Below are 13,211 nucleotides of genomic sequence, written 5' to 3' on the forward strand. Positions count from 1 at the left end.
GGGCTGACGGCCGGTCAGGCGGAATCCCGTGGGGGACGGGGGTTCCTGGACCCTTGTCAGGTACCAGTAGGATCGGCCCCTGCGCAGGGTGCGCGGGGGCGGCCACGGCGGACCCCCGGTTCCCTGCGGTCGGTGGAGGGGGCCACGGGGGCTCTCGCCCCGGACCGACCGGGTACGCACCGCTGTGCGGTTGCCGGCCTGTTCGGCGAATCGACGAAGCGACACGATCGACAGCGTGCGTGAGGGCTGGTGCCGAGTGAGCGTGGTGACCGTCAAGCGGCCGGCGAGGGCGTATCCGCCCCCCGTACCGGACGAGCCGGTGCAGTTGGAGTCGCCGCCGGAGCTGCCCCGCACCGGCAATGACGACTGGATGATGAACCTGCTGCCCCTGCTCGGCATGGGCGGCTCCGCGGCGTTCTTCTTCATGCCCAACGCCGGCGGGACCATGAAGATCATGGGCATCCTGATGGTGGCCTCCACCGCGGGCATGGGTGTGGCCCAGATGGTCAGGGCCCGCAAGGGCGGCGGCTCCGCGATGTCGGACGAGCGCCGCGACTACCTCAAGTACCTGGCCCAGATGCGCCGCCAGGTGCGCCGCACCGCGGAGAAGCAGCGCGGCGCCCAGCTCTATCTGCACCCGGAGCCCGACCAGTTGTGGTCGATCGTCGCCGAGGGGCGACGGCTGTGGGAGCGGCGGACCGGCGATCCCGACTTCGGGCAGATCCGGCTGGGCCGGGGCCCACAGCAACTGGCCACTCCACTGGTGGCGCCGCAGACGGCCCCGATGGACGAACTGGAGCCGCTGACCGCCGAGGCGATGCGGACCTTCCTGTCCTCCCACGGCACCCTGCAGGAGCTGCCGCTGGCGGTCTCGCTGCGGGCGTTTTACCACATCACCGTCTGCGGCGACCCGGACACCGTCTACGGCACGGTGCGGGCGATGCTGGCCCAGCTGACGACCCTGCACTCCCCCGACGACCTGGTGGTCGGCATCGCCGCGGCCCCCGGGTCGGTGGAGGAGTGGGAGTGGGCCAAGTGGCTGCCGCACACCCAGCACCGCAAGGAGAGCGACGGCGCGGGCAGCCGCAGGCTGATCGCCACCGGTCTCGGCGAGCTGGAGGAGCTGCTGGACGACGAGCTGTCCGGCCGGCCGCGCTTCCACCGCGACTCCCAGCCCAGCCCGGACCAGCCGCATGTCGTGGTGGTGGTGGACGGCGCCTCGGTGCCGCACGACTCGGTGCTGGCCGGTGCCGAGGGCCTGCAGGGTGTCACCATCATCGAGGTGGTCCCCGGCGACCTGGACGAGCTGTCCGGTTCCCTGGTGATCACGGTGAACCCCGAGGAGCTGCTGCTGCAGTCGGCGTCCGGCGCCGCGTACAGCGGCACCCCGGACACCCTCTCCGCCTGGCAGTCCGAGGCGCTGGCCCGTCAGTTGGCCCCGTACCGGATCTCGGCCGGCGGCGACGACGAGCCGCTGCTGTCCAACCTGGACTTCACCGATCTGATGGGCGTCGGCGACGCGGGGTCGATCGACATCTCCCGCACCTGGCGGCCGCGCGCCTCGCACGAGAAGCTGCGGGTGCCGATCGGTCTGGGCGCCAACGGCGAGCCGGTGATGCTGGACATCAAGGAGGCCGCGCTGGAGGGCATGGGCCCGCACGGCCTGTGCGTCGGCGCCACCGGTTCCGGCAAGTCGGAGCTGCTGCGCACCCTGGTGCTGGGTCTGGCGATGACCCACTCCTCCGAGGTCCTCAACTTCGTGCTCGCCGACTTCAAGGGTGGTGCCACCTTCGCCGGTATGGCGGAGATGCCGCACACCTCCGCGGTGATCACCAACCTGGCCGAGGAACTCACCCTGGTCGACCGCATGCGCGACGCGATCACCGGTGAGCTCAACCGCCGCCAGGAGCTGCTGCGCTCCGCGGGCAACTACGCCAACCTCAACGAGTACGAGCGGGCCCGGGCCGCCGGCGCCGCACTCGACCCGCTGCCGTCGCTGGTGCTGATCATCGACGAGTTCAGCGAACTGCTGACCGCCAAGCCCGACTTCATCGAGATGTTCATCCAGATCGGCCGGATCGGCCGTTCGCTGGGTGTGCACCTGCTGCTGGCCTCGCAGCGGCTGGAGGAGGGCCGGCTGCGCGGTCTGGACACCTACCTCTCGTACCGGATCGGTCTGCGGACCTTCTCGGCGGCGGAGTCGCGGGCGGCGCTGGGTGTGCCGGACGCGTACCACCTGCCGCCGGTGCCGGGTGTGGGCTACCTCAAGTTCGGCACCGACGTGATGGACCGCTTCAAGGCGGCCTACGTCTCCGGCCCGTACCGCCCGGCCGGGCAGGTGCGGTCCACCGGCCGGGTCTCCAGCCGGCAGCCGGTGCTCTTCACCGCGGCCGAGGTCCCGGTGATCGAGACCCAGGTGACCGAGAGCGAGCCGGAGCCGCAGCGCGAGGACGACGCGCTGGTCGACACGGTGCTTGATGTGATCGTGCAGCGGATGATCGGCCAGGGCCCGGCGGCGCACCAGGTGTGGCTGCCGCCGCTGGACGAGGCGCCCAGCATGGACCAGCTGCTGCCGCCGCTGCAGGCCACCACCGAGCGCGGGCTGACGGCCCCCGAGTACGGGGCGCTGGGCCGCCTGGTGGTGCCGGTCGGCATCGTGGACAAGCCGTTCGAGCAGCGCCGCGACGTGATGTACCAGGACTTCTCCGGCGCGGCCGGTCACGGCATGGTGGTCGGTGGTCCGCGGTCCGGCAAGTCGACGCTGATGCGGACCATGGTCGCCGGCTTCGGCCTCACCCACACCCCCGCCGAGGTGCAGTTCTACTGCCTGGACTTCGGCGGCGGCGGCATGATCGGCCTGGAGGGGCTGCCGCATGTCGGCGGTGTCGCGGGCCGGCTGGACGCCGAGAAGGTGCGCCGGATGGTGAGCGAGGTGCACGGGGTGCTCAACCGGCGTGAGGAGCTCTTCCGCGCCCAGGGCATCGACTCCATCGGCACCTACCGCACCCGGCGTGCCCAGGGGGCGCTGCCCGGCGAGCAGTTCGGCGACGTCTTCCTGATGATCGACGGCTGGCTCACCTTCAAGCAGGAGTTCGAGCTGCTGGAGCCGGTGGTCGCGGACATCGCCCAGCGCGGTCTGGGCTACGGCATCCACCTGGTGCTCACCGCCTCCCGGTACGCCGAGGTGCGGCCGGCGCTGAAGGACCTGCTGCAGAACCGGATCGAGCTCAAGCTCGGTGACTCCATGGAGTCCGAGATCGACCGCAAGGTCGCGCAGAACGTCCCGGCCGGTGCCCCCGGCCGCGGTCTCACCGCCGAGAAGCTGCACTTCCTGGGCGGTCTGCCGCGGCTGGACGGCTCCTCCTCGGTGGAGGACCTGCAGGACGGCGTCGCACAGCTGGTGCAGTCCGTGGACGCGGCCTGGAGCGGGCAGCGCGCGCCGCAGGTGCGGATGCTGCCGACCGTGCTGCCGGCCGAGCAGCTGCCCAAGGGGTTCGAGTTCCCCGACCGCGGTGTGGCCTTCGGTGTGGACGAGATCGAGCTGTCGCCGGTCTTCGTCAACTTCGAGACCGACCCGCTGTTCGTGGTCTTCGGTGAGAGCGAGTCGGGCAAGTCCGCGGTGCTGCGGATGCTGATCAAGCAGATCACCGAGCGCTACACCCCGGAGGAGGCCGGCATCGTGGTCGCCGACTACCGCCGCGCCCTGCTGGGCACCGTGCCGCAGGGCCATCTGGTGGAGTACTCGGCCGCGCAGCCGGCCCTGCAGCAGATCGTCGAGCTGCTGCGCGGCTCCTGCGCCCGGCGCCTGCCCGGCCCGGACGTCACCCCGGAGCAGCTGCGGGCGCGCAACTGGTACACGGGCAAGGACATGTTCGTGATCGTCGACGACTACGAGCTGGTCGCGACCTCGTCCGGCAACCCGCTGCAGCCCCTGGTGGAGTTCCTGCCGTTCGCCCGGGACATCGGCCTGAGGATGATCATCGCGCGCAGCGCCGGAGGCGCGGGGCGGGCGATGTTCGAGCCGGTGATGCAGCGGATGAAGGAGCTGGGCGCCCAGGGCGTGGTGCTCTCCGGCAGCAAGGACGAGGGGGCCCTGCTGGGCACGGTGAAGCCGCAGCCGCTGCCGCCGGGCCGGGGCGTCTTCGTCTCCCGCCGGATCGGCTCCGGCCAGATGGTGCAGACGGGCTGGCTGCCGTCGCACTGACGGGAGCCGTGGGACGGACCCCGGAGGGCCGGGGCGGGCGCGCAGCGCCTGCCCCGGCCCTCCGCCGTTGGGGCCTCCGCCGTTGGAGCCTCCGCCGTTGGAGCCTTCGGTGGGCTCGGGGATGTCTCGAAGCCCGGACCGCGGGTGGGGGCCGGAGTCGGGTTGGTAACGCTTTGCAGGGCGCGGGGCGGTGCCGGCTGCGGTTCCCGTGGTCGCCGGCCCATGGCGGGGGCCGGGCCGCCGGCTGAGCTGCGCTCCCTTTGTTCACATGCTGTAACCGTACAGATGCCTTGTATTCAATACCTCTATCATGATCATCTAATTGAATCCAAGGTCAATCGCAAATGGGACATACATCACAATAAGTGTGACCACCCATCAGATCATTGGTCACACGCTGCTCGTCATACGGATTTCGTTGCAAAGAGACGCTTGACGCTAAGGATTCGTCAAAGGTTTCATTCGGCCAGGGAGCGACCCACTCAGACCCTCATCGAGCACCGGAGGCGATACCGCTCCCAGAAGGCCCGCGACACGATCGGAACCTCCATGACCGACACGCTCCACCCTCCGCGCGCCGGCGTCCCCGCGGACGCGCAGCCGGCCGCGGCGGGCGGCACCAAGAAGCTCACCCGCTCCATCGGCGTGGTGGGCGGCACGCTGCTCACGCTCTCCTGTGTGACCCCCGCCTCGTCCCTCTTCGTGATCGTGCCGGACCTCTTCGCGGACCTCGGCACCGCCACCGCCCTCACCATCGCCATCGGCTCGGTGCTCTGCATCGCGGTCGCCTTCTGCTACTCGGAACTGGGCACCCTGATCCCCAGCGCCGGCGGCGAGTACGCGATGGTCGGCACCCTCTCGGGGCGTCTGACCGGCTGGGTGGTCTTCATCCTGTCGCTGATCGTGGTCATGATCGTGCCCCCGATCATCGCCCTGGGCACCGCCGACTACCTGGCGCCGATCGTGCACATCAGCACGCCCCTGGCGGGCGCCCTGGTGATGCTGCTGGCGACCCTGGCCGGTCTGCTGGACCTGCGGGCCAACGCCTGGATCACCGGCATCTTCCTGGTGCTGGAGGTCATCGCGGCGGCCGTGGTCGCCGTGCTGGGCTTCGCCCACAGCGAGCGGGGCGCCTCCAGCCTGCTGCACGGCGTCACCGCCGGCTCCGGCGGCGCCACCACCGCGGTGTCCGTCAGCGCCATCGTCACGGGCCTGGCCATCGCGCTCTTCGTCACCCAGGGCTTCAGCACCGCCGTCTACCTCTCCGAGGAGCTGGAGAACCCGCGGCGCAACGTCGCCCGTACGGTGCTGTGGACGCTGGCGATCTCCTCCGCGGTGATCCTCCTCCCGGTGGCGGCCATCACCGTGGGCGCCCCCGACCTGAAGGCCCTGGCCGACGGTGACATCGCCGGCATGGTCACCGCGTGGAGCAGCTCCGCGGTGGGCACCTTCATCAGCCTCTGCATCGCCCTGGCGATCATCAACGCGGGCATCGTGATGGTCATCCAGAACTCCCGGGTGCTCTTCGCCTCCGCCCGCGACCGGGCCTGGCCGGACCCGGTCAACCGGGCCTTCTCCACCATCGGCCGGTTCGGCTCCCCCTGGGTCGCCACCCTGGCCGTCGGCGTGCCGGGCGCCGTCCTGTGCTACGTGCCCGTCGAGGCCCTGAGCGGCATCACCGGCGTCGCGGTCACCGGGATGTACATCCTGGTCGCCGTGGCCGCGCTCTTCGCCCGCCGCAACCGGCACAAGGACGTCCCCGCCTGGCGGATGCCGCTGTGGCCGGCCGTCCCGGTGCTGCTGATCGTGGTGCTGGCGTATGTGCTCTGGCAGCAGACCGTCCAGGACCTGCTGGTCACCGGTGGGATCGTGGCCGTCGCCGCGCTCTACTGGGCCTTCTATCTGCGGCCCCGGCAGGAGACCCACTGGGTGATCACTCTGCCCGAGGACCAGCAGGTCTGAGCCCGGCGGAGCAGCGGCACAGCGGCGAGGGCCGGGACCCCCACGGGTCCCGGCCCTCGCCGCTGTCGCATGCCCCGGTCAGGCCCGGGAACGCCGCCTGCGGTGGTCCCGGAGCACCACCGAGCCGCCGCTGATCAGCAGCACCACGACCAGGGCCGTGCCCAGCACATAGGTGGCGGTACGGCGGTTGCGGTCGGCCTGGGTCTCCCCGAGGGTGAGCGGCTGGGCCACCAGCGGCGCCGCGGCCAGCACGGTCTGGGGGTCCGGTACGGCTCGGGACGCGGGGGGCGCGTCCGAGGTGACCGCCTTCACCGGGTCGACCACGCCCCAGCCGACGAAGTCGTCCCGGTTGCGCCGGTTGCGCTGCGCGGTCTGCTCGATCCTGGCGGCGATCTGCGCCGGGCTCCAGTGCGGGTACTTCTGCTTGAGCAGTGCCGCGACCCCCGCCACATACGGGCTGGAGAAGCTGGTGCCGTTGTCCACGCACTGGCCGCGTCCCGGCACGGTGGAGAGCATGTCCACCCCCGGCGCGGCCACGTCCACGAAGGGGCCGTACTCGGAGAAGGCGGCCCGCTCGTTGTTGCGGTCGGAGGCGCCGACGGCGATGACCTCCGGATAGGACGCCGGGAAGGTCGGCTCGTTCTTGCCGTCGTTGCCGGAGGACGCCACCACCACGATGCCGTGCTTGTCGACCGCGTCCTGGATGACCGCGTGCAGCATGGCCTCGTCCTGGAACCCGCCCGTGGGCGAGCTGCCGCGGACGTCCTGGGAGATGTTGATCACCTGGACCCCGGCCTTGACCGCGGCCTTGATCGCATCGATCAGCTTGGCGACCTGCCCGCTGCCCTCGCTGTCGTTCTGCCGGATGGAGTAGATCTTCGCGTCCGGCGCCAGGCCGACGAAGCCGGTGGCCGGGCTGGGGCGGGCGGCGATGATCCCGGCGACCTTGGTGCCGTGGCCCACCGGGTCCTGGGTGGAGGTGCCCTGCACCGTCTTCTTGGTCTGCGGGTCCACGAGTTCCACGGGACCGTTGATGACCTTGTTGTTCGACAGCTGCGGGTTGACCACGTCCACACCGGTGTCGATCACCGCGACGGTGACACCCCGGCCGGTGATGCCGTTCTGCCACAGCCGGTCGAGGACGACCCGCTGCAGCGCCCAGGGCACCCCGGGCACGTTCTCGGACGGGAAGTTGCACTCACCGGTCGCCGCAAGGGCCAGCGGGGACCTGTCCGAGCCGCCCTGGGCGGCTGCCGCCGGAGCCGCCGCGACACCGGCCAGGACGCCCAGCGCGGCCGCGGCGGAGACCGCCGGACGCAGCGCGCGGCGGCGCGCCCTCTGCTTGCTCAACGGCACCTGTACTGCCCCTCTTTCGCGCAGGTCCTCGTCGTTGTCGGACGGCTGCACACAGCCGTCAGGGGCGGGCGCCGTCGGACGCCCGCCCCTGAAGCACGTGGTGCGGATCAGCCGCCCCAGATGCTGGCGTTCTTGCTCTCGGTCTGCTGGTAGCTCTGGGCGGCGTTGTCCAGGGCCCCGGCGATCTGGTTCAGAACCTGGTGCAGGTCCGCCGCGGAGCGGTCCCACTCGTTCTGGCGGGCCTGGTAGCCCTCCTGGGCCTTGCCCTCCCAGCTGGAGGCGATGCGCTGCACGCCCGCCTTGAGGTCGTCCAGCTGCTGCTGGATGCGACCGGCGGTGGAGCGCACCTCGGAACCGGCGTTCTGGATGGTGCTGAAATTGACGAGAATGTGGCCGTCGGACATGACGTCTCTCCTAGTGGCAAAGAGGATCTTCAGGGCCCGCAGCCGGCGGGCCGGGAGTTCAGCGAGCGGCGGCGAACCGTCAGCCGAAGGCGCCGGTGATGTTGCTGACCGACGAACGCTGCTCCTCTTCAGTCGCGGAGTACTGCTGCGTGGTGGCGTCGATCGCCTGCTTGATCTCGTCCAGCACCCGGTTCAGCTTGGTGGCGTCCTCGTTCCACCGCTCCTGGAGCTGGTGGTAGGCGGTGGCGGCCTGGCCCTGCCAGCCGGCGGTGATCGAGCTCACCAGGCTGTTGAGGCGGCTGAGCTCCTGCTGGATGGACGAGTTGACCTCGGAGATGCGGCCGGAGAACGCGCGCATCTCCTCAGCGGTAGTCCTGAACTGACCCGACATGTTCCACGTCCCCCATGAGACAGATGACTTGGCCGAGCGACCCGCTATCCGCGTCCCCCGGACAACATCACGACGTGATGTCCAGAAGCACTCTAGCCCTCGGCGTCCATACCCCCAACACCACCCCGTGGACGGTTACCGGACCATGACATCAGGGCGCCGTCCCGACCTCGGCGAACGCCGCGGCCGGCGCCGGAACTCCTCCGGCACCGGTCATGTGACGAAACGTCAGTACTGCGTCAGGAGGTCTGCGGCTGCAGGGCCGACTTGGTGTCCAGATTGGGACCGGACGGCACCAGGTCCGACCAGGCCCTGGGCACCACACCCGGCTGGATGTCCTTGTACCCCAGCCGCGCCTGAGCGTCGTTGCCCTGCTGGCCCTGCCCCTGCGCCTGGCCCGACGGGTCCTGGGACTGACTGCTCTTCGGCAGCACGGAACTCTTGGCCGTGCTGTCCCCGTTGGCCACCACCTGGTACCGCAGACCGGTCTCGGTCAGCAGGTAGACGGAGCCCGACACATCCTCCGACTTGTTGCCGGCCGCGCCCTCCATCGCCCGGTACAGCAGACCCGTGCCCGGGGTGACATGGGCGCCGGACGAACCGTTGGTGACCGATGCCGGGAAGCTGCTCGCCGCCCACACACTGCGCTTGAGCTGGTGGGTCTGCTCGTCGATGCCCTCATAGGTGCTGCAGAGGACGTTGCGGGTGCCGCCGTCCGAGTCGAGGCCGTTGACCGCGTGGTCGGGGCGCAGCTTCGGCCAGTCGGCGGGCGCGGCCAACTTGTGCTCGTTGCCGACCGGTCCGGCCCACCGGGTCCGCTCGGCCGAGGTCAGCGGATCGGTCCGGGGCCGGCTGCCGGAGCCGTACACCTTGGCCTCCCCCGGGTCGACCATGAAGAGCTGGAACTCGAAGTCCGTCAGGAGGTAGATCTGGTCCCTGCCGACCACGTAGAAGGAGTCGCCGTTGCCGTCGCCGTTGGAGTCGTAGGACAGCAGGTTCCCGACCTTGAGCTCCCGGTTCGGCATCCTGACGTTCGTCGGGCTCCCCAGCTGGAGGCCGTCCGGCCGGGGGAAGGTGATGGGGTGCCCGTCGGCGAGCGTGCTCAGCCACTGGTCGGTGACCCGCTGCGGCGCCAGCTGGGTGCCGAGAAGGGACCGCAGGGACTCGTAGCCCGGGCTCTGGTTGTTGGCCGCTCCCAGGCTGTGCTTGGTGCCGGTGGCGTCGACCAGGTAGTCCTCACCGCCCTTGCCGTCCGGACCGGGTGACTGCACGAAGAGCCCATTGCCCCCGGCGAGCCGGAAGCCGGGGTTGCGCAGAGCCGCCGCCTGAGTGTCCGACAGCACGAAGACGGCCTGGTTGACCGTGGTGTGCTGGGCGTCGCCGCCCGGCCGGTCGCAGACCGTCCACACCTTGGGCTTGGACGCCTCCTCCGCCGTCGGCAGCTTGTCCGGGGCGTAGGGGATGCCGATGGTGGCGCCGTGCCTGGCGTACTGGTCCAGCACCTTGTCCTCGACAAAGGTGACCTTGGAGTCGGCGTCCAGCACCAGCTTGGCCGACGCCATGTTGAGCACCGGGTAGAGCGTCTTCTCGTCCGGCTTGTTCGGATCGGGCGTCAGCACCACATAGCGGGTGGTGGACTCCTTGCCCACCACGATGGACTTCCCGTCGTCCCAGCCCTGCGGAGCAGCCGGCTTGATCATGCCCCACATGCCGAAGCCCGCGACCACCACGGCGGCCATCACCAGGCTCGGCACCACAGCGCGCACCGGGCGCGGGGCGTCCTCGTCATTGCCGCCCCCGGCCGGCTGCAGGAACGCCCCCACCATGCGGCGCCGCGCGAACGTGTAGGCGTTCAGCTCGTCCCGGCGTGATGCCATCCTCGTCGTCTCCCACCTGTCCGTGTCGCCCCGTTCTCCCCGTCGGCCGACGCGGGGCCAGGTCCGTGCGGCCGGCGCTGCCCGCCGGGACCGGACGAGGGCCAAACCCTCTACGATGCGGCAAGCAGACGGTCAGTACGGTACGGGTACGGTATTGCGATCGGCCAACCGGGCGCAGGTATCCAACCAGAGAGGGTCAGTCGGGGGATGCGAAGCCAGACCGCTCCAGAGCGACGCAGTGCACCGCAGGGCACGCCTCCCCGCCCGGGGGGTGCACACGGCGGCCGGCGGAGGCGGGAGTCCGACCGCCCCGAGCCGGCACCGCTGACGCCGGTCTCGGTACGGCTCCACCCGCGGCCCGGCCGGATCAGCGGCCCGGTACGGCTGCAGCAGCTGGTGCTGATCGAGGTCGCCGCCGCCCTCGTCGCCGTCGGATGGACCGTCAGCAAGGCCGTGGCCGGAGCGATGGCGGTGCCCGCGGTGGTGCTGCTGGTGGTCGCCCTGATGCCGATGCGCGGCCGGACGCTGCCCGACTATCTGCGCACCCGGTCCGCGCTGCGCGCCCGCCGCCGCAGCGCACCGGGCAACGTCCCGTCAGCCGGGACCGACCCCGGGATCGCACCGGCGCTGGAGATCGACCCCGCGCTGAACACCTGCACCCACGCCACCGAGACCGATGCACCGGGCAGCGGCGGCCAGCGCCGCGCCCGCCGGGAGACCGGCATGGTCGGCGACGGCACCTTCCTGAGCGCGCTGCTGCTGGTGCAGTCCAAGGACGAGCCGCTGCGGCCGCTGCGCACCGCCCGTCCGCTGCCGCTGGACGTGCTCACCTCGGCGCTCCAGGTGGACGACATCACCCTGGACTCGGTGCAGATCGTCCAGCACACCCAGCCCGCGCCGGCACCGCACCTGCCGGAGCAGGCCCTGGCCTCCCGCGCCTACCAGCAGCTGCCCGAGGGCTCCTCCACCCCCTCGCTCCGGCTGACCTGGGTGGCGCTGCGGCTGGACCCCGAGCGCGCGTCGACCGCGGTGGAGGCCCGCGGCGGCGGCGAGTCCGGCGCCCGCAAGGCGCTTCAGCGGGCCGCCGACCAGCTGGCCGCCCGGCTCACCGGGGCCGGCTTCACCGCGTCCGTCCTGGACGAGCGGGAGCTGATCGCCGCACTGGCGACCTCCATCTGCGTCAACCCCCTCGCCACCGCGGGCCGTCAGGGCACCGGCGGCGGCAGCGGCGCCACCCGGCGCACCCAGGAGAGCCGCCGCTTCTGGCGGGTGGACGACCGCTGGCACACCACGTACTGGATCTCGCGCTGGCCCCAGCTGCGCCGCCCCGGGGGAACCGGGGGCCGGATCATCTCACCCGACCTGGTGAATCTGCTGACCGGTCTCCCGGCCCTCGCCTGCACCTTCAGCCTCACCGCCACCCGGGGCACCGGGGGCGCGGTGGCGATCGCCGGGCATGTGCGGCTCACCGCGCGCAGCGAGAGCGAGGTCGCCCAGGTCGGGCGGCTGCTGGAGTCGCGCGCCCAGAGCTCCGGCACCGGGCTGGTACGGCTGGACATGGAGCAGGCTCCCGGCATGCTCGCCACTCTGCCCCTGGGAGGGACCCGCTGATGGCGTACCAGACCTATGCCCCCCAGCCGCCCGTCGGCCAGCCCGTCGGCGGTGGCGGACCCGACGGCTCCTCGCAGTCCCGCCCGTTCGCCCGGATCCGCGCTGGATTCGGTCTGCGCGGCCCGCGGCGGGAGCGTCATGTGCTCACCGCGGAGGAGCTCAACGCACTGGCGATGCCGGTGGGCGACGACGGTGTGCTGATCGGCGTCGACCCCCAGCAGCAGTCCGCGGTCCTGGGCCTCTTCCGCCCGACGGCCCATGAGATCGTGCTGGTCGGCGGTATGTGGACGGCTCAGCTGATCGCACTGCGCGCCGCCGCCACCGGGGCGCGGGTCGCCGTGGAGACCGGCCGGCCGCAGGCCTGGTCCCCGATGGCGCAGGCCGCGGGCGGCGGTCAGCCCTGTGTGACCGTGCACCAGGTCGGCAGGCTCGGCCCGCAGGGTCCCTCGGTGTCCGCCCCGGTGCTGGTGGTACGGGACCTGGGCGCCCGGCCGGTGCGCAGCCGGCTGTCGGCGGGGCCCTGGCAGACCGTGCTCACCCTGCTGCCCTATCTGGGCCCCAACGCCCAACGGGTGCTGGGCGCCGCGGACCTGGTGGGTGTGCAGCGGGTGTCGCCGCAGGAGGCGCAGCTGATCGGCCGGATGATGAACCTGACCGACGCCGATGTGGCGGCCCTTCCCTCGATGGGGGACAACGTCACCCTCTGGGCGACCAGGATGCGGCGCCAGTTCGTGATGACCACCCCTGCGGACGCCGAGGTCCAACTGCTGGGCCCCGCTCGCCGGGTGGACTGAACCGTCACTCGCCCGGCGACCGCCGTTTTCCGCACCGTGATACGGTCCGTGACCGGCGCCCCCGACGCAGGGGGTGCCGGGGGGCGCGGCGCCGCCCCGTCCGAGTCAACCGCGGAGCTCACGTCCCCCGGGGCGGGGAGTCCGGCGGCAGCCCCTGCGACCTCGACCTGTTCGGGCGGCGGCGGCCTCTGCTCGGCACGATCCCAGCCGAGCGGGGGCCGGGCGGGCCGAGCTGACGGTCGGTGGACCGGACGGCGGCGACCCGGCCCGGACTATCCCGAGTCCCGGGGTAGCTCATAGGCTGGTGCCTCGCGGAGGCCCGGGCCGAGTCCGGGCGCCGGCACGGGGACGACCGGAGGGACCTGGCTGTTGCGGCCACCCGCCGGAGCTGAGAGAGGGAGTTCGAGTTGAGCACCGATCGCGACGGCGTCTACGTCGGCGACAACGCGCCGGACGAGGACGAGGAGTGGTCAGACGCTCCCGACTACACTCCCCCGGCCTGGTACACCCAGAACGAGTCGTCGGGCGCCGCCCAGGAGGCACCGCCCGCGCCGCAGCCCGCTCCCGTACCACCGGCCCCCGTGCAGTCGGCCCCTCCGCAGGCAGCCGCAC

General features: G+C 71.6%; 9 protein-coding genes. 5 read left to right on the top strand and 4 right to left on the bottom strand.

The genetic code is table 11. The features are described from left to right. Nucleotides 1-256: 256 nt before the first annotated feature. Together eccCa and AOK09_RS26170 are read left to right on the top strand one after the other, a co-directional pair. A complete protein-coding gene (gene eccCa, locus AOK09_RS26165) occupies nucleotides 257-4,204 on the top strand; it encodes a type VII secretion protein EccCa (RefSeq protein WP_055589712.1) in 3,948 nt (1,315 codons plus the stop codon). Nucleotides 4,205-4,753: 549 nt separating this feature from the next. Beyond that, the gene (locus tag AOK09_RS26170) at nucleotides 4,754-6,166 is read left to right on the top strand and encodes an APC family permease (protein WP_055589713.1); all 1,413 of its coding nucleotides are present in this window, start codon (nucleotides 4,754-4,756) and stop codon (nucleotides 6,164-6,166) included. Nucleotides 6,167-6,244: 78 nt separating this feature from the next. On the opposite strand, the gene mycP is transcribed toward AOK09_RS26170, so the two are convergent. The 4 genes from mycP to AOK09_RS26190 all read right to left on the bottom strand — a co-directional run bounded on the left by mycP (nucleotide 6,245) and on the right by AOK09_RS26190 (nucleotide 10,194). Further along, entirely contained in the window at nucleotides 6,245-7,522 is a 1,278-nt protein-coding gene (gene mycP / locus AOK09_RS26175) for a type VII secretion-associated serine protease mycosin (RefSeq protein WP_175609348.1), read from the bottom strand. Between the two features lie 107 nt (nucleotides 7,523-7,629). Next, nucleotides 7,630-7,926 carry a WXG100 family type VII secretion target gene (locus tag AOK09_RS26180; RefSeq protein ID WP_055589714.1) on the bottom strand — a complete coding sequence of 99 codons (297 nt, stop codon included), beginning with the start codon at nucleotides 7,924-7,926 and terminating at the stop codon, nucleotides 7,630-7,632. A 79-nt stretch (nucleotides 7,927-8,005) separates the two neighbouring features. Continuing rightward, nucleotides 8,006-8,317, bottom strand: coding sequence for a WXG100 family type VII secretion target (locus tag AOK09_RS26185; RefSeq protein ID WP_055589715.1), 312 nt, complete (start codon nucleotides 8,315-8,317; stop codon nucleotides 8,006-8,008). A 239-nt stretch (nucleotides 8,318-8,556) separates the two neighbouring features. Further along, nucleotides 8,557-10,194: a type VII secretion protein EccB gene (locus AOK09_RS26190; RefSeq protein WP_055589716.1), complete on the bottom strand. Its 1,638-nt coding sequence runs from the start codon at nucleotides 10,192-10,194 to the stop codon at nucleotides 8,557-8,559. A gap of 207 nt (nucleotides 10,195-10,401) precedes the next feature. Between AOK09_RS26190 and eccE the strand changes: the two genes are divergently transcribed. From eccE to AOK09_RS40440, 3 genes are all read left to right on the top strand, one after another. After that, entirely contained in the window at nucleotides 10,402-11,805 is a 1,404-nt protein-coding gene (eccE, locus tag AOK09_RS26195) for a type VII secretion protein EccE (RefSeq protein ID WP_079063443.1), read from the top strand. Continuing rightward, nucleotides 11,805-12,599 carry a hypothetical protein gene (locus tag AOK09_RS26200; protein WP_175609349.1) on the top strand — a complete coding sequence of 265 codons (795 nt, stop codon included), beginning with the start codon at nucleotides 11,805-11,807 and terminating at the stop codon, nucleotides 12,597-12,599. The genes eccE and AOK09_RS26200 overlap by 1 nt, the downstream gene beginning before the upstream one ends. Nucleotides 12,600-13,006: 407 nt before the next feature. Beyond that, nucleotides 13,007-13,211, top strand: a 205-nt coding sequence (locus tag AOK09_RS40440) for a hypothetical protein (protein WP_157876042.1), incomplete at its 3' end; no start/stop codon positions are given.

Origin of the sequence: Peterkaempfera griseoplana (assembly GCF_001418575.1) — a bacterium.
Classification (GTDB): Bacteria; Actinomycetota; Actinomycetes; order Streptomycetales; family Streptomycetaceae; genus Peterkaempfera; species Peterkaempfera griseoplana.

Excerpts from the sequence above, each read along its gene's own strand:
- AOK09_RS26200 (WP_175609349.1), top strand. The coding sequence starts at position 11,805 with ATGGCGTACCAGACCTATGCCCCCCAGCCGCCCGTCGGCCAGCCCGTC.
- eccE (WP_079063443.1), top strand. The coding sequence starts at position 10,402 with ATGCGAAGCCAGACCGCTCCAGAGCGACGCAGTGCACCGCAGGGCACG.
- AOK09_RS26185 (WP_055589715.1), bottom strand. The coding sequence starts at position 8,317 with ATGTCGGGTCAGTTCAGGACTACCGCTGAGGAGATGCGCGCGTTCTCC.
- AOK09_RS26180 (WP_055589714.1), bottom strand. The coding sequence starts at position 7,926 with ATGTCCGACGGCCACATTCTCGTCAATTTCAGCACCATCCAGAACGCC.
- AOK09_RS26170 (WP_055589713.1), top strand. The coding sequence starts at position 4,754 with ATGACCGACACGCTCCACCCTCCGCGCGCCGGCGTCCCCGCGGACGCG.
- AOK09_RS26190 (WP_055589716.1), bottom strand. The coding sequence starts at position 10,194 with ATGGCATCACGCCGGGACGAGCTGAACGCCTACACGTTCGCGCGGCGC.